The organism is Sphingobium sp. FG125, from assembly GCF_057809795.1.
In genome coordinates this window covers 86850-109133 of the sequence record NZ_JBMDKQ010000013.1, presented here as the reverse complement: position 1 = coordinate 109133, position 22284 = coordinate 86850, and the positions used below count along the sequence as shown (strand labels likewise).

The 22284-nt window shown below is 60.3% G+C and carries 26 protein-coding genes; 14 read left to right on the top strand and 12 right to left on the bottom strand.

All coding sequences use genetic code 11. From position 1 onward, the window contains the following. From ACODSR_RS13820 to ACODSR_RS13805, 4 genes are all read right to left on the bottom strand, one after another. Positions 1-225, bottom strand: coding sequence for a DUF1656 domain-containing protein (locus tag ACODSR_RS13820; protein ID WP_169574389.1), 225 nt, complete (start codon positions 223-225; stop codon positions 1-3). Then, on the bottom strand, positions 222-2288 hold the full coding sequence (locus ACODSR_RS13815) for an FUSC family protein (RefSeq protein ID WP_169574459.1): 2067 nt from the start codon (positions 2286-2288) through the stop codon (positions 222-224). Before ACODSR_RS13815 ends, ACODSR_RS13820 begins: the two co-directional genes overlap by 4 nt. Positions 2289-2774: 486 nt before the next feature. Then, positions 2775-3944: a cystathionine gamma-synthase gene (metB, locus tag ACODSR_RS13810; RefSeq protein ID WP_033965542.1), complete on the bottom strand. Its 1170-nt coding sequence runs from the start codon at positions 3942-3944 to the stop codon at positions 2775-2777. Positions 3945-4230: 286 nt separating this feature from the next. Beyond that, positions 4231-4641, bottom strand: a complete 411-nt coding sequence (locus ACODSR_RS13805; RefSeq protein WP_033965543.1) for a MarR family winged helix-turn-helix transcriptional regulator — start codon at positions 4639-4641, stop codon at positions 4231-4233. A 75-nt stretch (positions 4642-4716) separates the two neighbouring features. Here ACODSR_RS13805 and ACODSR_RS13800 point away from each other — a divergent pair, with 75 nt between their 5' ends. Then, a complete protein-coding gene (locus tag ACODSR_RS13800) occupies positions 4717-6507 on the top strand; it encodes a chloride channel protein (protein WP_334685374.1) in 1791 nt (596 codons plus the stop codon). A 24-nt stretch (positions 6508-6531) separates the two neighbouring features. On the opposite strand, the gene ACODSR_RS13795 is transcribed toward ACODSR_RS13800, so the two are convergent. The 6 genes from ACODSR_RS13795 to ACODSR_RS13770 all read right to left on the bottom strand — a co-directional run bounded on the left by ACODSR_RS13795 (position 6532) and on the right by ACODSR_RS13770 (position 9712). Continuing rightward, positions 6532-6834, bottom strand: coding sequence for a hypothetical protein (locus ACODSR_RS13795; RefSeq protein ID WP_340266519.1), 303 nt, complete (start codon positions 6832-6834; stop codon positions 6532-6534). Between the two features lie 108 nt (positions 6835-6942). Then, the gene (locus ACODSR_RS13790) at positions 6943-7182 is read right to left on the bottom strand and encodes a hypothetical protein (RefSeq protein ID WP_133722797.1); all 240 of its coding nucleotides are present in this window, start codon (positions 7180-7182) and stop codon (positions 6943-6945) included. 51 nt (positions 7183-7233) lie between these two features. Continuing rightward, a complete protein-coding gene (locus tag ACODSR_RS13785) occupies positions 7234-7650 on the bottom strand; it encodes a hypothetical protein (protein ID WP_169574387.1) in 417 nt (138 codons plus the stop codon). Then, positions 7647-8339 carry a carbonic anhydrase gene (locus tag ACODSR_RS13780; protein WP_328804677.1) on the bottom strand — a complete coding sequence of 231 codons (693 nt, stop codon included), beginning with the start codon at positions 8337-8339 and terminating at the stop codon, positions 7647-7649. The genes ACODSR_RS13785 and ACODSR_RS13780 overlap by 4 nt, the downstream gene beginning before the upstream one ends. Further along, on the bottom strand, positions 8317-8979 hold the full coding sequence (locus tag ACODSR_RS13775; protein ID WP_133722795.1) for a peroxiredoxin: 663 nt from the start codon (positions 8977-8979) through the stop codon (positions 8317-8319). The genes ACODSR_RS13780 and ACODSR_RS13775 overlap by 23 nt, the downstream gene beginning before the upstream one ends. 109 nt (positions 8980-9088) lie before the next feature. Next, positions 9089-9712: a superoxide dismutase gene (locus ACODSR_RS13770; protein ID WP_340266527.1), complete on the bottom strand. Its 624-nt coding sequence runs from the start codon at positions 9710-9712 to the stop codon at positions 9089-9091. Between the two features lie 566 nt (positions 9713-10278). Between ACODSR_RS13770 and ACODSR_RS13765 the strand changes: the two genes are divergently transcribed. Genes ACODSR_RS13765 through ACODSR_RS13755 form a run of 3 tightly spaced genes read left to right on the top strand, consistent with a single transcriptional unit; the run spans position 10279 to position 11981 of the window. After that, positions 10279-11127 carry a LysR family transcriptional regulator gene (locus ACODSR_RS13765; RefSeq protein ID WP_169574385.1) on the top strand — a complete coding sequence of 283 codons (849 nt, stop codon included), beginning with the start codon at positions 10279-10281 and terminating at the stop codon, positions 11125-11127. Continuing rightward, positions 11124-11609, top strand: coding sequence for a DUF6306 domain-containing protein (locus tag ACODSR_RS13760; RefSeq protein WP_133722791.1), 486 nt, complete (start codon positions 11124-11126; stop codon positions 11607-11609). Before ACODSR_RS13765 ends, ACODSR_RS13760 begins: the two co-directional genes overlap by 4 nt. 9 nt (positions 11610-11618) lie before the next feature. Continuing rightward, a complete protein-coding gene (locus ACODSR_RS13755) occupies positions 11619-11981 on the top strand; it encodes a DUF488 domain-containing protein (protein WP_133722790.1) in 363 nt (120 codons plus the stop codon). 38 nt (positions 11982-12019) lie between these two features. Here the strand turns inward: ACODSR_RS13755 and ACODSR_RS13750 are convergent, their stop codons facing one another. Further along, a complete protein-coding gene (locus tag ACODSR_RS13750; protein ID WP_133722789.1) occupies positions 12020-12466 on the bottom strand; it encodes an Rrf2 family transcriptional regulator in 447 nt (148 codons plus the stop codon). 91 nt (positions 12467-12557) lie between these two features. Between ACODSR_RS13750 and ACODSR_RS13745 the strand changes: the two genes are divergently transcribed. From ACODSR_RS13745 to ACODSR_RS13710, 8 genes are all read left to right on the top strand, one after another. After that, positions 12558-12962: a group III truncated hemoglobin gene (locus ACODSR_RS13745; RefSeq protein ID WP_137903130.1), complete on the top strand. Its 405-nt coding sequence runs from the start codon at positions 12558-12560 to the stop codon at positions 12960-12962. Between the two features lie 17 nt (positions 12963-12979). Further along, positions 12980-13669 (top strand): alternative oxidase, encoded by a 690-nt coding sequence (locus ACODSR_RS13740; protein ID WP_133722787.1) that lies wholly within the window; start codon positions 12980-12982, stop codon positions 13667-13669. A 1-nt stretch (position 13670) separates the two neighbouring features. Beyond that, complete coding sequence (locus ACODSR_RS13735; protein ID WP_133722786.1) at positions 13671-13940, top strand: TehB family protein; 270 nt, start codon at positions 13671-13673, stop codon at positions 13938-13940. Positions 13941-13985: 45 nt separating this feature from the next. Next, positions 13986-15197: an NO-inducible flavohemoprotein gene (gene hmpA / locus ACODSR_RS13730; protein WP_137903128.1), complete on the top strand. Its 1212-nt coding sequence runs from the start codon at positions 13986-13988 to the stop codon at positions 15195-15197. A gap of 14 nt (positions 15198-15211) precedes the next feature. Then, positions 15212-15685 (top strand): hypothetical protein, encoded by a 474-nt coding sequence (locus tag ACODSR_RS13725; protein WP_133722785.1) that lies wholly within the window; start codon positions 15212-15214, stop codon positions 15683-15685. A gap of 26 nt (positions 15686-15711) precedes the next feature. Beyond that, a complete protein-coding gene (locus tag ACODSR_RS13720; RefSeq protein WP_133722784.1) occupies positions 15712-16026 on the top strand; it encodes a hypothetical protein in 315 nt (104 codons plus the stop codon). 33 nt (positions 16027-16059) lie between these two features. Then, positions 16060-16410: a cupin domain-containing protein gene (locus ACODSR_RS13715; protein ID WP_133722783.1), complete on the top strand. Its 351-nt coding sequence runs from the start codon at positions 16060-16062 to the stop codon at positions 16408-16410. 202 nt (positions 16411-16612) lie between these two features. Beyond that, positions 16613-18940, top strand: a complete 2328-nt coding sequence (locus ACODSR_RS13710) for a nitric-oxide reductase large subunit (RefSeq protein ID WP_340266541.1) — start codon at positions 16613-16615, stop codon at positions 18938-18940. A gap of 198 nt (positions 18941-19138) precedes the next feature. On the opposite strand, the gene ACODSR_RS13705 is transcribed toward ACODSR_RS13710, so the two are convergent. Next, positions 19139-19375: an SDR family oxidoreductase gene (locus ACODSR_RS13705; RefSeq protein ID WP_235955112.1), complete on the bottom strand. Its 237-nt coding sequence runs from the start codon at positions 19373-19375 to the stop codon at positions 19139-19141. Between the two features lie 77 nt (positions 19376-19452). On the opposite strand from ACODSR_RS13705, the gene ACODSR_RS13700 reads away from it, so the two are divergent. Beyond that, the gene (locus ACODSR_RS13700; RefSeq protein WP_340266546.1) at positions 19453-21834 is read left to right on the top strand and encodes a heavy metal translocating P-type ATPase; all 2382 of its coding nucleotides are present in this window, start codon (positions 19453-19455) and stop codon (positions 21832-21834) included. Further along, entirely contained in the window at positions 21831-22217 is a 387-nt protein-coding gene (cueR, locus tag ACODSR_RS13695) for a Cu(I)-responsive transcriptional regulator (protein WP_137903125.1), read from the top strand. The genes ACODSR_RS13700 and cueR overlap by 4 nt, the downstream gene beginning before the upstream one ends. The last annotated feature ends 67 nt before the right edge of the window (positions 22218-22284 follow it).

The window sequence follows — 22284 nt, the reverse complement described above, 5'->3', positions numbered from 1 at the left end:
TCAGGATACCAGAGCACGGGAGAGGAAGTTGTCGGCAAGGAAGGTCAGAGCCCACCAAAGCGTCGCGAACAGCGCCAGCTCGAGAACGCCCGGGTGCCAAAGCAATTGGGAGAAAGGGAGGCGCTGCAGCAGATTGCGAAGACAATAAGCGAGGGTTCCCGCTACAACCGCCCAGACGAGCGCGGCTGGCATATAGATGCCAAAGAGATGCAGTTCCTCGATCATCGCGCGCGCGCACTCTCGAAAGGCAGCGCTGCCGGGAACAGGTTGCACCGCATACCGACGAGCGCCAGCAGCGCTTGATGGCGTGGCGCAAGCTGCGCGCTCGCAAGCATATCGTCGATTGCTGCATCGATCGCTTCAAGCAAAGACACCGGGGGTGACACGGCTTCACCGGCTTGTCGGCGCGCGCGAAATAAGGAGGATGTCTCAGACAGCACCATGCCGAGGGCGTGACGGACGTCATGGGGCACGGCGACCAGCGCGCGCCGGATCGGGATGATGTTCCGGCCGATACGCAGGTCGGCAAGACCATCGGTCTCGTGTAGCGCATCGCCGGCGGGCGCAACCGCCATGCGCGCCGCGATCTGTCCCAGCCGATCGACTGCCAGGCCCGTCCAGCGTTCGGCTTCGAACGGTCTGCGAATGTTAGCGAGTTGCTCGAGATCAGCCCAATTTCCCCGTACGATCCGGCGCGCCGTCCACAGCACATTGGTCGAACGAAACAACTTGGTCACGGCGAGCGTGGTCACGACACCCCCCACCTGGGCAAGCCCGGTGTTGATGAACACGGCAAAGTCCGCCTGAAAGCGCGCCAGAAAACCAAGGCCGACGATGAAACAGGAAAACATCGGTAAAGCCCGTGCGGACCGCGGCGGGTCGGCTTGGATATACCCCATCCAGAGCAGCGCTGGCGCAAGAGTGACGATCAGCATTCCGTAGCCATCGACACGCGGCAAGATCGCAAACAGGTAGAGCGCCGCCAGAGGGAATGTCATCAGCGTCGCGCCAAGGTAACGGCCAATCACGGGCGCCGGGTCGTCCTGCACCGCGAACGAGCAGGTGATTAACGCGGCAAAGGCAGCCGTGGCCGATCCATTGGGCCAGGCCAGAAGAATCCACACTGCGCAATAGAGCGCGATCGCCGTGGCTGTTGCGAGCCCAGCAAGCGCCGCGACGCTATGGTCCCGCGCAAGCGGGTAGCTTTCGCTAACCGTTTCCGGCGTGACAGGCTGTGGCCCTTCGGGCGCACCCCCAATTTGCTGGACGAGCCGGCGGCTGTCATCCAGCGCTTCCAGAAACTCAGCCACGCGCTCGCAGACGCTGACGACCAAAAGCCCCTCCCAGTCGGCTGTTTGTTCATGAAGAGCTGCCAGGGATCGACACCGATCAACAAGCGCACGCTCAACAGCGCCAGGCGTGTCGATCACGCCCCCAAGCCAGAGGATGACGTCGTCAATCAGCGCCTCAAGCGGGGCGTCGAGCGGCGAAAGCTCCCGCAGAAGGTCGAGCCGGTTTGCTGCAGCCGATGCCAGTGGCAGCACCGTTGCCAGACGTTCTTGCAGGCTCAGAACCAACCGTCGCGTTGCTGGCGCCGCGCGTTGATCAAACGGAAGGTGGATGGCGATCATGCCAAGTTCGGTCACGTCGGCGGCAAGGGTCCGACGATGCTCATATTCCAGCGCCGTATGGCGGCTTCCAAGCGCCTCGGCGGTCCAGCGGGACGCATGCGCGAGAAACGCTTCCGCCTTGCTGCGGATGACCGGGGTGGCGCTCCATGGCTGGAGCAGGGCGTGCGCGATCGAAACGCACACGATGGCCACCGTCATTTCCTCGACCCGGGATATGGTTGTGGTGAAGATATTACCCGGGTCGTCGAGATAAGGGAAACTGATCACGGCTGAGCTGAACGCTGCCATCTGGAACAGGAAGGCACGCGGCGTACGGTCGAGAACGGCAAGATAGATGCAAAAGCCTGTCCAGGCCGCCAGGCATAATATCAGAAGCTCGGGCGAATTCTGCAGGTTCGGAACTAGCGCGACCGTAACCACAGCACCCGTCACTATACCGCCGAGACGATAGAAGATCTTGGGCCTGAAGGCCCCTGCCATAGGTTGCGCGGTGACGTAGACGGTGAGAAGTGCCCACCATGGGCGCGGCAAGCTTGCGGAAAAGGCGATCGCAAGCGTAGCCGCTGCAGCAATATAACTGCTGAAGGAAAAGAGAAACTTCTGAGAGTCGATCGCGAAGAAGGGCTGCGCTGCGCCCGCGCTAGTCTGTACTGGCATGAAGATGGCTATCGCGTCGCTGTACAGACCGACGGCAAAAGCGACGGTCATTGTGAGAACATCGTCCGAAGACGAGCGCCTATTGCCTCACGGAAGCCGGTCTCCGAAGTTCAAAATATTTATGGCATAGCGCAAATATATTGCGGTACGTCTCCACGCGCATTTGGGGTGAACATCACCAGCGACCTCAGCGGAGGTGGGAAAGCGTGAACAGGAGGGTTATCGCGACACCAAAAGCAAGGATCATCACTCCAGAAATGCGCATTGCATAGCGGGCGGGATCCTCATCGGTCAGCGGTTAAGCGAGCCGGCGCATGGCATTCATGGCGCAGCACTGACCACCATCGGCGCACCAGATTCTGGCGGAACGCCAGATGGAATCCCAGAACGATCAGAATTAGCCCCAGTAGATCGATGAGTATGACAGCTGTGGGCATGGCTCGCCTCCTTTCGCCTAGTGGTCGAATTCGGCGGTGAGTCGTCGCTTCAACATGCGGACAACCCAAGATCGAGCCCTGCGATCAAATCCCTTTCATCTTCCAGGCCAACCGACAGACGCAGCAGGCCATCGCTGATGCCAGCGATGCGGCGGGCCTCATCACCCATATCTGCATGGGTCATCGTCGCAGGGTGTGCGACGAGGCTTTCGACGCCTCCGAGCGATTCCGCCAGCGTGAACATACGAACATGCGATATAAAGCGACGGACCGCCTCGACACCACCGACAAGCTCGAAGCTGAGCATCGCGCCATAGCCTCTTTGCTGACGGCGGGCGATCGTGTGGCCTGGATGGGATTTGAGACCCGGGTAATGCACCCGCGCCACTGCAGCATGATGCTCGAGATGATTGGCGATCACGGTTGCGGTCAGTTGCTGCCGTTCGATGCGAGGAAACAGCGTACGCAAGCCGCGTAAGGTGAGCCAGGCGTCAAAGGGCGCGCCGATGGAGCCGACGACATTCGCCCATTTACGCAGCACCTCGACCTGTGCGGGATCAGCCGCGATGATCGCGCCACCGATAACGTCGGAGTGGCCATTCAGATATTTGGTCGTGGAATGAATGACGTAATCGGCACCGAGCGTCAGCGGTCGCTGCAGCGCGGGCGAAAGGAAGGTGTTGTCGACAGCAACCGCGGCACCGGCACTTTTGGCCTTGGCGGCGATCGCCGCTATATCGACGATCCGCATGAGGGGGTTGCTCGGGGTTTCGATCAGAACGAGGGCCGGCACGTCCTCAAGCGCGGCATCGAGTGCCCTGTCATTCGACTGATCGACGAAGACGACCTGAAACTGGCGGCGTTCGGCGCGCGCATTCAACAGGCGATAGGTGCCGCCGTAGCAATCGTGAGGCGCGAGGACGAGATCATCGGGGCCAAATTGACCAAGAAGAAGATCGATCGCGGCCATGCCGCTCGAGGTAATGACGGCCCCCGCGCCACCCTCAAGCTTTGCAAGTGCGTCGGCGAGCAGATCGCGGCTAGGATTGCCGGATCGGCCATAATCATGAGCACGCGGTTGGTCATAGCCTTCGAACGTATAGGTGCTGGACATGTAGAGCGGCGGCGTTACCGCGCCGAAGGCCGTATCGCTCGCGACTCCATGCGAGGCAGCGATTGTTTCCAGAGCAGGGCGCCCCGGGGAAAGATTCTCAGTCATTGCGCTGGCGCCCTTCGCTCACTTCGCGGCGGGACACTCCCGAGCGAGACACCTTTGTCCCAGGATCTGGATGTGCCCTGGAGAGTCGGTTTTCGTCATTATCTGCACAACCTCAACATTGTGGCCCCCGCGCGCTCCGGTCTGCCAAAGCAGAATCCTCTCCGGGCGCGTTTATTGGGGGGCAATTCGTATGCGAACAGGTTGACGGTAACATGAGCATAAGACAAACGAGTATTATTGCCGGTTAATAGCAATATTTTTGTGGATTTACCTGCGTGGAGCCACCCTAACCGAATTTGGCCAATAGATCCGCAAGGAGAGGTTTCAGCCGACGGATCTCCTCGCAATGGGTCGCAGATAAAGCAGCGAGCATCGTTTCCGCCTTAGGTGTGAGCCGAAGCATTGCCCGACGGCGGTCGACGCTTGCCTCGTGCCGGGTAACCAGCTCAAGCGCCTCCAGTCGATCAACCAGTCCGGTTGCGCTATGCGGCTTGAGGATAAGCCGCTCGGCGATAATGCCGACGGTCACCTCGGCCGGAGACGCCGCGCGGATTGCCAATAAGGCCTGATGCTGTTGGGGCGTGAGACCAACATTCGTCGCATTCGCCTCGCTGAATGCCTGGAAACGACGCAACGCATGGCGAAAGTCGGCCAGCGCAATGTAATCCTCATCCGTCAACGCAACGCTATTTGTCATGCAACCCCATCTCACCCATTGAATTATATCGCACTGCGATATAACGGATCGCCCACACCGTATCAAAGGCGATTCATGACGTCCGCAGCAAAAGCCATATCAGAAACACATCGTCTGGCCGACCATAGCGCGAATTGGCGCATGCTCATGCTCGCCGCCATGGCGCTCGTCGTCGGCACGGGCGGCGCGCTCGGCGCCTGGATCCTGATCCGCCTGATCGCGATCGCTACCAACCTGTTCTGGTTTGGGCGGCTTTCGGCGCAATCGGTGTCTATAACCGATACCACCGTCGGATTGTGGATCATCGCCATTCCGATCATCGGGAGCCTGATCGTCGGGCTGATGGCCCGCTATGGCTCCGATAAAATTCGTGGGCATGGTATCCCCGAGGCGATCGAGACGATCTTGTATGGCGAGAGCCGGTTGTCGCTCAAGGTCGCGATCCTGAAGCCGCTTTCGTCTGCGGTATCGATCGGCAGCGGCGGCCCCTTCGGCGCGGAAGGACCGATCATCATGACCGGCGGCGCGATCGGATCGCTGTTCGCGCAATGCTTTCATCTGAGCGCGGCCGAGCGCAAGACATTGCTCGTGGCCGGCGCCGCAGCCGGGATGACGGCGATCTTTGGTACGCCGCTCGCCGCGATTCTGCTGGCGATCGAGGTGCTGCTCTTCGAATGGAAACCCCGCAGCTTCGTGCCGGTCGTGGTCGGTGTTATAGTTGCGTTTGCATGGCGCCCCTGGCTGATTGGCAGCGGCGCCATGTTTCCGTTTGTCGCGCTCACCCCGACGGGCCTTTGGCCAATCGCGGCGGCGGCGGGCGTTGGTATTGTCGTGGGACTCGAGGCGGCCCTGCTCTCGACATCCCTCTACCGCGTCGAGGATCTGTTTCACCGACTGCCAGTTCACTGGATGTGGTGGCCGGCAATCGGCGCCATCGTGGTTGGTTTCGGCGGCCTGATCGATGCCCATGTGCTGGGCGCAGGTTATCAGAGCATCCAGGCCTTGCTGGACGGGTCGCTGACAACGCGGGTCGTCGTTGCGCTGCTCGTCGTCAAGGCGGTCGTCTGGCTCGTAGCGCTGGGTTCGGGGACATCGGGCGGTGTGCTGGCGCCGTTGCTGATTTTGGGCGGCGCGGCCGGGTGTCTGCTCGGACATCTCCTGCCAGGTGGCCCCGGCTTCTGGGCCATGATCGGCATGGCAGGCATCATGAGTGGTGCCATGCGGGCGCCCATTACCGGCGCCCTTTTTGCCGCTGAACTCACGGGCCATTTCGACGCTCTGCCGCTTACCGTCACGGCGGCAGCCTGCGCATATGCCGTCAGCGTCCTGTTGATGCGTCGATCGATCCTGACCGAAAAAATTGCGCGGCGGGGTCGCCACATTCTCCAGGAATACAGCGTTGATCCACTGGACCTCGTGCAAGCCGCTCAATTGATGACACGCGATCCCGCCACGCTTCCGGGTACAATGACGATCGCTACGGCCGCAACCTTCTTTGCCGATGGTGCGGATCATCGTAGCTATCCCGTTGTCGATGACGATAATGCGCTGCTTGGCCTCGTCTCCCGAACGGATGCCTTGCGGTGGCAGGTTGGCGAGCATCCCGCCGATACCAGCCTTGCCGAAACGCTCTCCGACGCATCGCTTCTTGTCGCCTACCCCGCGACGCCGATCGGCGTGGTGGCCGACCTCATGGTCGATTCCGGGGTCGGCCGGATACCGATCGTCGAACCGGGCAGCCGCCGCGTCGTCGGCATTCTTTCCCGCCAGGATCTGTTGAAGGCACGCAGCGCGCATCGCCAATCGGAAACCGGTCGTGCCCGTTTTGTCAGTCCGTCGAGCAAAGCGCCAGAAACTGCACTGTAGAACGGCATAGAAGCCTCTCGGGAATCAGTGCTTATCAAGTTCGCGACGGATCGAGATTTGTGCGACCCGCGCGCCTTCGCCGTGCAGCGCCGTCGTCCAGACGATGTCCGCAGCGTAATAATCATCGATAGTGGTCCTCTGGGAGTAGACGCACTCGATCACTTCAGGATTACGGCGTTGCAGCTGGCAGCGCGCACCAGCACGCACCAATATCGCTTGGGCATCCGGTAGCGGCATGCCGATCGGTAGGGCGGCGGCGACAGCAGCTTGCGCTGCCGGCAATTGGTCCGTTTGGCCAAAAGCTGTCTCAATGTCCGCGAACCGCAAAGTCGGAGCGGCCGGATGCTCAGGGGTGCCAGCATATACTGCGGAGGTAGCCAAGCCGACAACCAGAACTGGTAGCCACTGCGGCGATATAAGCCACGAGCGCACGGTCTAGGCGCTGGCCAAGGCAGGCGTGCGCGACATGATCGCTTCATCGACTGCCTCGTTTATCAGAATGGCGAGCTTCGCGCCAGCAAAGCGGGCGCTCGGAAGATGCCACACTCTGCCAACGACGTAGGCCTTGCGGTCGATCTCGACCTCTTCACCGCACGAAGGCAGGGCGTCAAAATGCATTGCGCCCTTGTCTTTGGCGGTACCGACGTCAACGCCGTGATAGACGGTGATGAGCATTTCTCTTTCTCCAGAAGGGGGATGATGATCAAAATGACGGAATGAGAATAATCACCTTGACGGTGACATCCCCTTGAGCCGCGCGTGCATGCGCAAGCACGCGGCGGATATCGCCAGCGGTTCCAGAACATGCCTCGCCGAAACTGCATCGTCGCTGCCGGGCCCGTAGATCCAGATGCGATCGGGCAGATCCGCATCGCGTTCCATCCAGTGGCCCGGTGGAACGAGGGTCGCCGCCGCTGCCTTCTCGCCGGAATATCGTAGCGCGCGAACGCGGCTACCGTCGCCATAGCGCCAAACCGCTATCTCAAGTTCTTCCAGATCCACCAGTCCGGGAAATACCGTTCGGGCAATTCGACCGTCCAGTTCCCGGCTGGCCGCGCTTGTCGCCTCGCAAAGGTGGGCGAGATCCCGGCATTCTCGGGCCAGGTTCGAGGTTCCTGCAGCACAGAGCGTCTGATCGCTCACAATATATTCTCGTCATCATCATCGTCGCGGACATGAGCCTTACCCACGGGGATGCGCGAGACTGGCTCGCAAACACTTTGCAGGAGGCCGTCGCCGATAGCGTAGATAAGCCCATGTACCGTCAGGTCGTGACCATCTCGCCATGCTTGCTCGACCACAGCATTGGCGCAGACCTGCTCAACCTGGGCGATGACGTTGAGCTCGCACAGTCGATCCTCGCGTGCCTGCTCATCCGGTAAAGCATGAAGCGCAGTGCGATGTTGCCAGTATAGGGCTCTGACGGGTGCAAGCCACGAACCGATTGCGTCGTTCGCAACGGCATTTCGAGCCGCGCGAATGCCCCCGCAGCCATAATGCCCCACCACCAGAACATGCCGGACGCGGAGCACATTGACGGCAAACAAAAGAGCGGCGTTGAAATTGGTATCGCTGGCCGGCACGAGATTGGCGATGTTGCGGTGGACGAACATTTCGCCTGGATCGAGATCGACAATCTCGGTTGCTGGAACGCGACTATCTGAACAACCCACCCAGAAATATCGCGGGCTCTGTTGACCGACGAGGCGTGCGAAAAAGCGAGGGTCGCTTTGGGTCTTCCGGCCCGCCCATTGCCGGTTTCGTTCAAGCAAATCGGCGATATCATCATTGCCGGCTTGTACGACTGATTCAGGCTGCAGCGGGTTGCTCACCGGCCGAACCTCCCTCGAGATCGACGATCCGCAAATATGGTTTGAGCGTCGCGTAGCCTTGTGGGAATTGTCGCGAGGCTTCCTCGTCCGACAGTTTCGGAGAGACGATGACTGGGTCGCCAGGCTTCCAATTCACAGGCGTCGCGACGCTGCGTCGGTCGGTCAATTGCAGGCTGTCGATCGTCCGCAGAATCTCGACGAAATTGCGCCCCGTGCTTGGCGGATATGTGAGGATGAGGCGGACTTTTTTTAGCGGATCAATGACGAAGACGGACCGCACGGTGACGGTCGGATCGCTCATCGGATGGATCATGCCATAGAGCTGCGCGACCGTTTGATCGTTGTCAGCGAGCATCGGGAAGTTGACCTGCTGCCCTTGAGTAGACTCGATATCGGCCTCCCAGATGCGGTGCGCTTCGACAGGATCGATCGAGAGGCCGATAACCTTGACATCTCGCCTGTCCCACTCCGACTTGAGCCGACCAACCTCGGCCAACTCGGTCGTGCAAACCGGCGTAAAGTCCTTGGGATGACTGAAGAGAACGCCCCACGAGTCTCCAAGCCATTCATGGAAACGAATGCGTCCTTCGGTGCTGTTCTGATCAAAATCAGGCGCTAATTGTCCGAGCTGAATACTCATGCTCATTCCTCATTTTTGCTTGGCTCCTTATCCGCGCGCAATACGCCTCCAACAAACGAATGTTATTGGTTGTTTGCAGCGATATTTTTGCGGAAAAAAACCGAGGCGCTTATTGGGTCTGGTCGACCCGAGCCGCACCCGCCCCGTCGAGATTGCGCGAAACGAAATCCCAGTTGACCACTTTAGACAGCAGTTCTTGTGCAAATTTTGGTCGTGCGTTGCGGTAATCGATATAATAGGCGTGTTCCCAGACATCGATGGTCAGCAACGGCGTCATGCCGTGCACGATCGGCGTATCGGCATCGTGAAGCGATGTGATCCTGAGCTTGTCTCCTTCGAGTATCAGCCAGGCCCAGCCGCTCGCGAAGTGACCGACAGCCTCAGCCGCCAGTTTTTGAATTAAATTTTGATGCGAACCAAAGTCGCTCTCGATCATCTTCAAGAGCTTCTCCGACGGCTTGGTCGAGTCCATGGGTGCGAGGCATTGCCAGAAGAAACTGTGATTCCAGACTTGGGCTGCATTGTTGAACAGCGGCTTGTCACCACCTTCTTTCGCAAACGCCGCAATATCGATGATCGTTTTACCCGCCAGACCCTTTTCGTCGATCCAACCATTGACCTTATCGACATAGGCTTTGTGATGTTTGCCATGATGATAGTCAAAGCTTTCAGCCGAGAGCACAGGTTCAAGAGCGGACCGATCGAAGGGAAGTGGGGGAAGCGTAAATGGCATGACAGTTAACTCCATGGATGATGCCCAATATGTGGCGATGCCGGCATGCTGCTTCCACGCTCTGTCGGATCACGCATTTTACCGTCGATCGCGAGGGGCTTCGTCACCGTCCGGTCATCGCGTAGGTGCGTGCTGTGAGGTTTTGCCTTGGGCCGTTTCGCGCCGGCGACAGGAAGGTCTGTCATTTGACCGATTGGTGGAAGCAACGAGCGCTTTAAGGGCGGCACGGCATCTTGTTGGCTTGTAGGTCGGCGGAAAAGAGCCCTGGCGCCATCGTCGGCGAGGAAAAACGCCGCGACCGGGACCGCGATCACGATCGCCAATGTAATCGTATCCGCACTGACGATTTCGCTCGCGCAAAGCCAGTATATGAGCTGCCCTCCTGCAGCGCACGCGACCGTTAAAAGGATCGGCCACCAGCGGCGAAAAGGGCGCGACGACGGAGCAGGCCGGATCGGTCCGGGATATTTCATGGTGGCGTGCCTCCTTGCCGACCCCTCGTTCCTCCTGCTATTGTCATCATGCAAATGAATATAATTGTTATTTAACCAGAAAATGAGTGCTGGATGGATATCGGAGTTGCGCGGACATTTCTGGAAGTTGTGAAAACGGGCACGTTTGTGAACGCGGCTGCCAATCTCAATCTCACCCAGACAGCGGTGAGTGCCCGAATCCGCGTGCTCGAAGAGCAGCTCGATCGGCCGGTCTTCATCCGTAACAAATCAGGCGCGAAGCTTACCCCGGCCGGGGAGCAATTCTTGCGATTTGCGACTACCCTTGTGCAAGTGTGGGAGCGCGCGCGCAGGTCGGTCGCATTGCCTCCCGGGCGCGAGAGCGTGGTGACCATCGGCGCTGAGCTCAGCTTGTGGAGCCCATTGCTACGTCACTGGCTGTTGTGGATGCGCCGCGAATGTCCCGAGTTCGCGGTAAGCACGCAGATCGATAGCGCGGGAAGTCTCATGGAGCAGGTCCAGGATGGCTCTCTCGATGTCGCGATCCTCTATGGCGCACCACGCCGCCCCGGTGTGATTGCAGAACTGCTTTTCGAAGAAAAACTGGTGTTGGTGCGCACCACGCCTACCGATCGGGTGCTAGGCGCTGAAGATCATGTCCTTATCGACTGGGGCGAAGAATTCGCTGCGAGCTATCAGGCGGCGTATCCCGATCAACCCAATTCCGTCGTTGCAATCAGCTACGGTCCGCTGGCCCTCGACTATATCCTCGCCACCGGTGGAACCGGTTACTTCCGCAAAGGCTTCGTACGGTCCTATCTCGAGGAAGGCCGGCTCGCGCTGGTGCCCGATAGTCCCGAGTTCTCTTATTCTGCCTATGCCGTGCATTCCACCAAGGCCGACGAAGGCGTCATGGCGCGCATTAGAACCGGTTTGCGGGCCGCTGCGGCTATTGCGTCATGAACGACGAGCCTGCCTCCCCTGTATGTTATGCATCCCAAGGCGATGACATCTACATGGGCTATGGTGGCCGTGACGAGATCGCTGCCGCGCTCAATGTCTTGCTAGAGGCCGAGCGCGCAGGGGCGCGTGTTACCCTCGAAAGCGCAAACGACGCCCGTCATCCGCCGACGAAGCATCTGATAAAGGCGGTCTATGAGGATGAAGCAAAGTGGTGCGGGATGCTGTCTGCCCAGATCAAGCGTATTGGGGTGATCCCATCTACGCATTGTGGCGCATTCTATGACAAGGCCATGGCCATCGCCGATTCACATGAACGACTCGCGTTCCTCAATCGCGGCCAGGCCTGGGTGGTGCGCAAGCTAGAAGAGCTGCTTCCACGCGTGCGCGACGATATTCTGCATGCTGCTCTGAGCGAGATGAGGGCCAGCCATGTCGAGAATATCCAGCGCACGGAAGAGTGCATCGCCGAGACGAAAACCTGAGCCGGGCCCATGGCTATCCCACCCCCAGTCCGGATCAAACGCGTCTATGCTCCTCCCGCTGAAAGCGATGGTAGCCGGATCCTTGTCGACCGGCTCTGGCCCCGCGGTCTGGGACGAGACACGGCAGCTTTAACGTCGTGGTGCAAGAGTATCGCCCCGAGTACTGAACTGCGCAAATGGTTTGGTCATGATCCGCAGCGTTGGGCTGAATTCAACCGCCGCTATTGCCAGGAGCTGGATGCCAACGGCGCTGCGGTCACTGAACTGGCGTCACTGCTCGATCGGGGGCCCGGCATTCTGCTGTACGCAGCCCATGACGAGCAACACAATCACGCGATCGTCCTTGCAGACTATATGGCAAAGCATCGCTGAACCGGCTTGGCGGTTCGCAATGGCCACAACACCCCATTTTAACCGGTCTGGGGCAAATCCCGATTCCTTGCGGCGCTAAATAGCATCCCAAGTTCTGCCGGTTTTGTGATGAGATCTGCCAGCGTGTAACCGTCCAGCACGTTTAGAAACGCGGCCAGCGCCTGCCGCAAAGCGCCCGTCAGCCCGCAAGCCGGGGCGATGATGCACTCACCGCAATCGACCAGGTCGAAACCATCCTCGGTGTGCCGTATGACCGCGCCCACTTTGATTTCCACTGCAGGCCTGGCGAGCTTGATGCCGCCAAAGCGGCCCCGTGCACTGGCCAGATAGCCCGCGTTCACCAGATCGTTGACCACTTTCATCAGGTGATTCTGCGAGATGTCATAGGCGCGCGATATCTCGGCGATGGAGCACAACGCATCGGGCCGCGCGCCCAGGTAAATGAGCACCCGCAGGGCATAGTCCGTGTAGCGCGTAAGCCGCATGCAATCTCCTTGCATTCATATATGCATTTCTCTTGCATCTTTCAAAGCCGCCTTATAGATGCATTCTTGATACATGAATTGGAGTCGGTCGATGGACGACGGGAATGAGATCACGGAGGAAGGCCTCAAGCGGCTTGTCTCCCTGTTCTACGAGCGCGTCCGCGAAGACGAATCGCTGGGTCCGATCTTCAACGATGCGATCGAAAACTGGCCCGAACATCTCGACAAGCTGGTTACCTTCTGGTCGTCGGTGATGCTGACCACTGGCCGCTACAAGGGCAACCCCGTGGCCGCGCATCTCAAGCACCGGACGCGCATAAGTCCCGAGCTGTTCCAGCGCTGGCTGGCGCTTTGGAACAGCACCACGGCCGAGGTGTTGGAGCCCGGTGCAGCCGCTGCGCTGCAGAGCAAGGCCGCGCGGATCGCAGAAAGCCTGCAACTGGCGCTCTTCTTCAAGCTCGATACAAAAACCAAACCAGACCGCGCGGCGGCCTGACCGTCAAGGAATCCGTCATGCCAACCGCTCCCTTTGTTGACCTTAGCGTCCACTGCAAACCGCGCGGTCCGTCCGATCGCATCGCGCTGGCCTTCACCAAGATACTGCGGTTCACGGCCGACACATTCTTCGCCAAGCGCTACGGCCACCGTGCCATCGTGCTTGAGACTGTAGCGGCGGTGCCGGGCATGGTCGGCGCAACGCTGACGCACCTGCGTTGCCTGCGGCGCATGTGCGATGACAAGGGCTGGATCCGCACCTTGATGGAGGAAGCGGAGAACGAACGGATGCACCTGATGACCTTCATCGAGGTGGCCAAGCCGACGATGTTCGAGCGGCTCGTGATTCTGGCCGTTCAGTGGGTCTTCTACCTCGCCTTCTTCACGCTCTACCTGGTCAGCGCCAAGACCGCACACCGCGTGGTCGGATATTTCGAGGAAGAGGCGGTGATCAGCTACACGCTCTATCTCGCCGAACTTGACGAGGGCCGTTCCCCCAATGGCCCGGCGCCAGCAATCGCGCGGCATTATTGGAAGCTTGGAGACGATGCGACCTTGCGCGACGTGGTGCTCCTGGTCCGCGCCGATGAGGCACATCACCGCGATATCAATCATAGCTTTGCAAACGAACTAGCCGGATTGCCGGTCAACCATGCGGCGGTGGCGCCCTATCCGGACCACGCCGACGACATTCGGTTGGCAGCCTGACATGGCCGAACCCTATCGCTCAACCCCGGTGTTCGACGAGACCAGCCTCCCTGCGGCGCTGCGCGCGCGACACACGACCAAGGCCGGGGTCTGGGGCATGGTTCGCGTGCTCGAAGGCACAGTGAAACTGACCTATCTCGAGCCGACTTCCGAACTTCTGCTTGATCCCGACACCCCGGGACCATTGCTTCCCGAACAGCCCCATTTTGTCGAACCAATCGGCGCGATGAAGATGCGGGTCGATTTCTACAGTGAACCGCCGGGCGGCTAACCCCGCCCGCCCCAGCCTACCCCATTATCACGACAGGAGACGTTGATGTCACAGACACTCAGCGAGCGCACGATCGCGCTCGTCAAAGCCACGGTTCCCGCACTCGAAGCCCATGGTCTCGATATTGTCCATGAGATGTACGCGCGGATGTTCGAAAATCCCGAGATTCGCGACCTGTTCAACCAGTCGCACCATGGTGACGCGGGGTCACAGCCACGAGCCTTGACCGCCGCGATCCTCGCTTATGCGGCGAACATCGAGAATCTGGGCGCTCTTGCCCCAGCGGTCGAGCGGATTGCGCAAAAGCATGTCGGTCTGCAGATCCTGCCCGAACATTATCCCCATGTCGGTGAAGCGCTGCTCGGTGCCATCAAGGCCGTGCTCGGCGATGCCGCCACCGAAGAGATTCTCGCTGCCTGGGGCGAAGCCTATTGGTTCCTGGCCCATATCCTGATTGCACGCGAAGAGCGGCTTTACAAGGAGCACAGCACGGCCGACGGCGGTTGGGCGGGCTGGCGCACGTTCGCGGTCGACGAGGTCCGTCCCGAGAGCAGCGTCATCACCTCGTTCATCCTGCGCCCCACCGATGGGCGTCCGGTTATTCGCCACAAGCCCGGTCAATATCTGACCTTCTGGCTCGAGATTCCCGGGCATCCTCCGGTCAAACGCAATTATAGCATTTCACAAGCAGCCAATGGCGAGACCTATCGTATCTCGGTCAAACGCGAGCAGATGGGTCTCGCCTCGGGCTGGCTGCACGACCAGGCGAAGCCCGGCACCGTGCTCAAGGTGGCCGCGCCCGCAGGCGAGTTCTTCCTGACGGACAATCCCGAACGCCCGGTCGTGCTGATGTCCGGCGGAGTCGGCCTGACCCCGATGGTGGCAATGCTCGAAGCCATAGCGCAACAGCATCCTGACCTTCCCGTCCAATATCTTCATGGAACACTGGATGGCTCGACCCACGCACTGGCCAATGACGTCCACGCGCTCGCAACCGGTCACCCGAACATCCGCGTCACGAATTTCTACCAGACACCACGGGCAGAAGACGTTGCGGGCCGGGACTATGACCATGATGGCTTGATCGACGAGCCGTGGCTCACGGCCCATACGCCGATCGAAGAAGCAGACTATTACCTATGCGGCCCGCGACCGTTCCTGCGCGCGTTCGTCGCCACCTTGTCGCTCGCTGGCGTCGCATCGGACAGAATTCATTATGAGTTCTTCGGCCCCGCCGACGAACTACTCGCCGCCTGAAGGGACCGACCGACATGGATGACCTCACCATCGCGCGCATGATCCATATCCTGGCCGTCATTTGCTGGATCGGCGGGGTTGCGTTTGCAACCACCGTGGTCATCCCGTCGGTCAAAGCCCTGCCGTCATCGGAGCGGCTGACTGCCTTTCACCGCATTGAAAGCCGGTTCGCGCCGCAAGCGCGCATCTGGCTTCTCTTCGCGGGCGCAAGCGGCCTGTGGATGATCCAGCGCGGAGGAATGTGGGATCGCTTCGGTGATCTCCATTTCTGGTGGATGCACGCCATGCTATGCGTGTGGTCGATCTTCTTTGTGGTGCTGTTTATCGTTGAACCGCTGATCTTGCGTCGCCGGTTCGAGGTTTGGGCGGCAAGATCTCCGGATGGAGCGTTCAGGCTGCTCCACCGCGCGCATGTCCTTCTACTTGGTCTCAGCCTGGTTACCGTAATCGGTGCGGTTGCCGGAAGCCGCGGGTTTTCGCCACTTTAGATAGCCGATGAAGGAGTCCGACCGTTGTGCCTGATACCGAAAACAGATCGATAGATCCCGAACGCATCGAGGCGGTCGCGCACGCCGTCCATGCGCTTTGCCACGGACGATCCGATGTATCGCTAGCGGCGCATGTGGCGGCGGCGGTCGCCCAGCATTTTGCAGGCACCGCACCGATGACGGATTCTATTCTCGCGCAACGCGCTGCGCTGGAAACGGCCGTAACAAAGAGGGTGGAGCAGCTACAAGAGAGCCAAGCCGAGTCCGACGCAATCGACGAGGCATCGCGGGAATCCTTTCCTGCCAGCGACCCGCCCGCATGGATTTCAGGCCGACATTGACCGCTTCAGACAACGGTAGAAAGATAATTGATCATGGCACTTCATCACGCGCAGCACGGCGAGATCGTACATCTCTCAGGCTTGGGTGTGGGCGGAGATGATGCCCACACGACCGCCCTCGTCAAAACCGAGGCCTTCGAGGCGATCCACCTCCTCGTGCACGCTGGCGCCGTAATCCCGCCGCACCACGTTGCCGGGCAAGCGACGCTCCACTGCCTGCGTGGCAGAGTGCATGTATTGCTCGGAGACGCGAAGGCCATCCTGGAGATCGGCGACTGGATGTATCTCGATCGCGGCGAGGAGCATGGCATCGAAGGCATTGAAGATGGAGCCTTGCTGCTCACGATATTGTTCGAGCACCCAACTGTCTCAACCGTAAGCTGAGCGCATGCGAACTGCGATCATCATCAGCCGTTTTCGGCTGTTCTTTATGAGAGGCACCTTCCACTCTCCGCGCTGCCCTGCCTTCAACCGCCAATGGCGGGGCGTCTATCAGTCTACGGTCAGCTGGGCCCATTTCGGATGTTGAACGTGTGCCGGACCGTTCAACTCTTTCTAACCCTTCGGTTTCGCCAGGAGACGCGCAATGGACGAAGCCGCCCAACCCAAATTTGATCCTGAAGTCAGCCCCTTGTCGAAATGGTGGCTGCGATCGGTCCTGATGGTGATGATCCTTGGCTTTGTGGGGCTTCTGGCGATCACCATGCTCTCCTACCGGAACGCGCCACCCATCCCCGATACCGTGATTGATGCTCACGGAGAGACCCTGTTCACAGGTGATCAGATCCGCTCGGGACAGGCCATATTTCTGCGCTATGGCTTGATGGACAATGGCACGATCTGGGGACATGGGGCCTATCTTGGCCCTGATTTTTCAGCCGAAACGCTGCATCAGATTGGTGAGAGCCTAGCCACCTCCCTGGCACAACAACAATTCGCCAAGGCTTTGAACGCACTTACCCCTATCGAGACAGGGTCGATCCGCGGTCAGGTCGCCGTCACGCTGAAAACCAATCGTTTCGATCCTGCCAGCAACACTCTTCGCCTGACTGCGCCGGAGGCTATTGCCTACCGCGCGCAGACAGCCCGCTGGACATCCTATTTCATCAACCCAGCGCGCAACGGCGGTCTCGCGCCCAAGCTCATCACCGATCCGGCAGAATTGCGCGACTTGACTGCGTTTTTCTGCTGGACGGCCTGGGCGTCGGTCACCGATCGGCCTGGGGCGGATTATTCCTATACCAACAATTTTCCCTATGATCCCGGCGTTGGCAATGTCGCTCCGGCCGGGGCGCTCCTCTGGAGCACGCTTAGTCTGATCGCCCTGCTCGGCGGCATCGCGGCAGTACTGCTTGCATTCGGCAAATTCGATTATCTGGGCTGGATTACGCGGGGCCATAGCGCCACGCCGCAGGTGATCCCGGGACAGGCAAGCCCCGGCCAGCGCGCCCTCGTCAAATTCTTCGTTGTCGTTTCCTTGCTGTTTCTGATGCAGACGCTCGTAGGTGCTGCGGTTGCGCATTATCGCGCCGATCCAGGAAGTTTCTACGGCTTCCAGCTTGAGACTATCTTTCCGAGCAACCTGATGCGCATCTGGCACTTGCAGACCGCAATCTTCTGGATCGCAACGGCCTATGTAGCCGCCGCGCTGTTTTTGGGCCGCTCGCTGCGCGCCGACGAACCCCGCTGGCTGCCCGCAGCCATCCATCTTCTGTTCGCGGCTTTCGCCATCGTCATCGGCGCCAGTCTCCTTGGCGAATGGGCGGGCATCTCCGGGTGGCTTGGCGACTGGTGGTTCCTGTTCGGAAACCAGGGCTGGGAATATCTCGAGATCGGCCGCTTCTGGCAGTATCTGCTCGTTGTGGGACTATTGGCGTGGTTCGCGCTGCTCTGGTGGATTGCGCGGCCCAGCCAGGTCTCCAACGTCCATGCACGGCCGATCGCCCGGATGTTTCTGTTCGGCGCGCTGGCCATCCCCGTCTTCTACGTTCCCGCCCTCTTTTTTGGCGCCAAGACCAACTTTACCGTGGTCGATACCTGGCGCTTCTGGATCATCCATCTGTGGGTTGAAGGATTCTTCGAATTCTTCGCAACCACCGTAGTCGCGCTGATGTTGTTCCAATTGGGCCTCACGGGCCGGAACACAGCGCTGCGGGTAATTTATCTCGACGCGATCCTCTATTTCCTCGGCGGGCTGATGGGGACGGGGCATCACTGGTATTTTTCAGGACAGACCCAGATCAACATGGCGGCATCAGCGCTTTTCTCCGCGCTGGAGGTCGTGCCTCTGACATTGCTGACGCTCGACGCATGGGATTTTGTCCGCACGACGCGCAGCGAAACCGACAAAAGTGGCGTCGCCTCGGCGCTACCCCATAAATGGACGTTTTATTTCCTCATGGCCGTGGGATTCTGGAATTTCCTCGGCGCCGGAGTCTTCGGGTTCATGATTAATCTGCCGATCGTGAGCTATTATGAGGTTGGAACCATCCTGACGCCCAATCATGGCCATGCCGCTATGATGGGCGTCTTCGGCATGCTCGCCCTTGCCCTGATGGTGTTTGTGCTACGCCAGACGACTGACGTCGCGCGCTGGCCGAGCATCGAGAGATACGTCCGCATCGGGTTCTGGGGGAGCAACATCGGGCTCGCCTTGATGGTAATCCTGAGCTTGTTCCCTGCCGGAGTTTTGCAGGTATGGGATGTGCTGCAACATGGCTATTGGCACGCACGAAGCATCGCTTACACTGGCAGCAATATCGCGCGGCAGCTCGAATGGATGCGCTTACCCGCCGATCTGATCTTCATCATTTTTGGCGCCATTCCACTGATGATCGCTGCGCTGAAGGCCTATTGGGGGCTCTACATCAGGCCGCTCGATTCTCTTCAGATTAAGCTGCCCCCTCCACACTGACAGTCACTCCATTTGCCGAGTGTCGGATTGGTTCTCGTGGAGCAGCCAATTCTGCTATCCAGCCAGCTGCTGAGCGCGCAGGCATCAATCAGACCTTACGGAGCAAATAATGCGGACCGCTCTGTGGGGAAGCCCGCCCAGGACCTTGAGAATGGCCTATGTGCTCTCGAGAACGCTATCAGAGTCGCCTTGTCGCGGTCAGAGCGACCGTCCGCCATCGACCGAGATAGATGCACCAGTGACGAACGCACCAAGGTCGGTGCTCATCCAGAGCACGGCGTCGGCGATCTCCTCCGGCTTGCCCAGTCGGCCAAACGCCGCGAGGTCGATCGCCAGTCCGTTGATCTGCAGCGCGATGCGCTGATCGCGACAGGGGCGTAGATGAGCGGTACGTGTATTCGGCCAGTTCGCCGCGATGAAGCCCCTCGCCGCCAAATAGATAATTACTCGCGGCCCTTGACCCTGACACGATGTCAAACCCTAGATAGGGGGCGTCGATAAGGAGAACGGGAATGTCCGAGCCAAAATCCACGGCACATGACAGCCAAAATCATGTCTGCTGCGCGGGTCACGCGAAGAATGCGGTCGATCCCGCGGGTTCTCAGCAAGCCGTCGATCCTGTTTGCGGGATGACCGTCGATCCGGCGACGACTCAGCATCACGCCGAACATGACAGCACGGCCTATCATTTCTGCAGTGCCGGCTGCCGCGCCAAGTTCGTTACCGACCCGGCACGCTATCTTTCGAAGGGCGGGCAATCGCAGCCGGAAGTGTCTACGACCGCGATCTGGACCTGTCCGATGCATCCCGAAATCCGTCGGCCGGGACCAGGAGCCTGTCCGATCTGCGGCATGGCGCTCGAACCCGAGGTCGCGACGGCCGAGGCCGGACTCAGTCCCGAACTCGTCGATATGACGCGGCGCTTCTGGATCGCTCTGGCGCTCACTGTGCCCGTGTTCCTGCTCGAGATGGGCGGGCATCTGTTCCCGGCATTGCACCACCTCGTCTCCGAGCGGATATCGGGCTGGATCCAGTTCGCGCTGGCGACCCCCGTTGTGATCTGGGCGGGCTGGCCGTTTTTTGAGCGCGGCTGGGCATCGCTCCAGACGCGAAACCTCAACATGTTTACGCTGATCGCGATGGGAACAGGGGTCGCCTGGGCTTATAGCGTGGTGGCAACGCTCGCACCCGGCATATTCCCTGCGGCGTTCCGCATGATGGACGGTACGGTCGCGATCTATTTCGAGGCCGCTGCGGTCATCACCGTCCTTGTGCTTCTCGGACAGGTTTTGGAATTGCGCGCCCGCGAGCGCACCTCGGGTGCGATCAAGGCGCTCCTCAATCTCGCGCCGAAGACCGCCCGCCGGATCATGGCAGACGGTGGCGACGAGGAAGTCGCGGTCGACCTGATCGCCGTGGGCGACAGACTGCGCATTCGCCCCGGCGAAAAGGTGCCCGTGGATGCCGTGGTTGAGGATGGCCGCTCTTCGATCGACGAGTCGATGGTCACAGGCGAATCCATGCCGGTGACGAAAACTGTCGATGCTCATGTGGTCGCGGGAACGATGAACCAGACCGGATCGCTCATCGTGCGGGCCGACAAGGTTGGCCGCGATACGATGCTGGCGCGGATCGTCCAGATGGTGGCGGACGCGCAGCGTTCGCGCGCGCCGATCCAGCGCATGGCCGACAAGGTCGCGGGCTGGTTTGTCCCGGCGGTGCTCGGCGTCGCGCTGCTCTCGTTCGCACTATGGGCGATATGGGGTCCGGAGCCGCGACTGGCGCATGGCCTTGTAGCCGCTGTCGCGGTGCTGATCATCGCCTGCCCCTGCGCCCTGGGCCTCGCGACGCCGATGTCGATCATGGTCGGTATCGGCCGGGGTGCGGGCCTTGGCGTCCTGATCAAGAATGCCGAGGCGCTGGAGCGTATGGAGAAGGTCGATACGATCGTCGTCGACAAGACCGGCACGCTGACCGAAGGGCGACCTTCGGTGACAAGCATCGTGGCGATGGATGGCTTTTCGGAGCACGATCTTCTTCGTCTTGCGGCGAGCGTCGAGCGGGCGTCGGAGCATCCCCTGGCGCTCGCGATCGTTGCGGCCGCGAAGGATCGTGGCATCCCAGTTCCCGAGGTCTCCGACTTCGACTCGCCCACGGGCAAGGGCGCGGTCGGCACCGTGGACGGCAAGCGCATCTTTCTGGGCGGCGCGGCCTATCTCCAAGAGAGTGGCATCGACGTGTCGCCAGCGGCAGCAAGGGCCGATGAGTTGCGGGCGGACGGGGCGACGGCGATTTTTGCCGCCATTGACGGCCGGGTCGCCGGGATCCTGGCCATTGCCGATCCGATCAAGACGACTACGGCGAAGGCGCTGGTCGCCTTGCGGAAGGAGGGCGTGCGCGTGGTCATGCTGACGGGCGACAACCGGACGACCGCCGAGGCGGTGGCCCGGAAACTCGGCATCGACGCGGTTGAAGCAGAGGTGCTGCCCGAACAAAAGAGCGCCGTCGTCCTGCGCCTGCAACGTGAAGGCCATGTCGTCGCCATGGCCGGCGATGGGGTGAACGACGCGCCGGCGCTGGCGGCAGCGGACGTCGGCATTGCCATGGGCTCGGGCACCGATGTTGCCATTGAAAGCGCCGGAATAACGCTACTCAAGGGCGATCTCAATGGCATCGTGCGGGCGCGACGGCTGAGCGAGGCGACGATGGCCAACATCCGCCAGAACCTGTTCTTCGCCTTCATCTACAATGCGGCTGGCGTCCCCATTGCCGCCGGGCTTCTATACCCAGTCTTCGGCATCGTTCTGTCGCCAGTGATCGCCGCTGCCGCGATGGCCCTGTCATCGGTCAGCGTCGTCACCAACGCGCTGCGTCTCAATCGGGTAAAGCTGTGAACATCGGCGGCGCGGCGGCGGCGAGCGGGGTCTCGCAGCGGATGATCCGCCACTACGAGAAGATCGGGCTTATCCCGTCGCCACCGCGACGTGACAGCGGATATCGTGACTATTCGGAAGCGGACATACATCGCCTGCAGTTTATCGCGAATGCCCGGGATCTGGGATTTCCGATCGAGGAAATCCGCGTGTTGCTCGATCTCTGGTCCGATCGCGATCGCGCCAGCGCCGAGGTCAAGGCGCTGGCGGAATCGCGCGCCGCAGACCTCGGTCGGAAGGCCGATGCGCTCAACGCCATGCGCGGAGCATTGCTAGACTTGGCGAAAGACTGCCACGGCAATGATCGACCAGAATGTCCGATACTCACGCGTTTGGCTTCCTGACGCTCCAGCTCGTCGAGAAGCGTGCCAATCAGCATGGGGCCAGTCGCTCCGATCGGATGACCGAGCG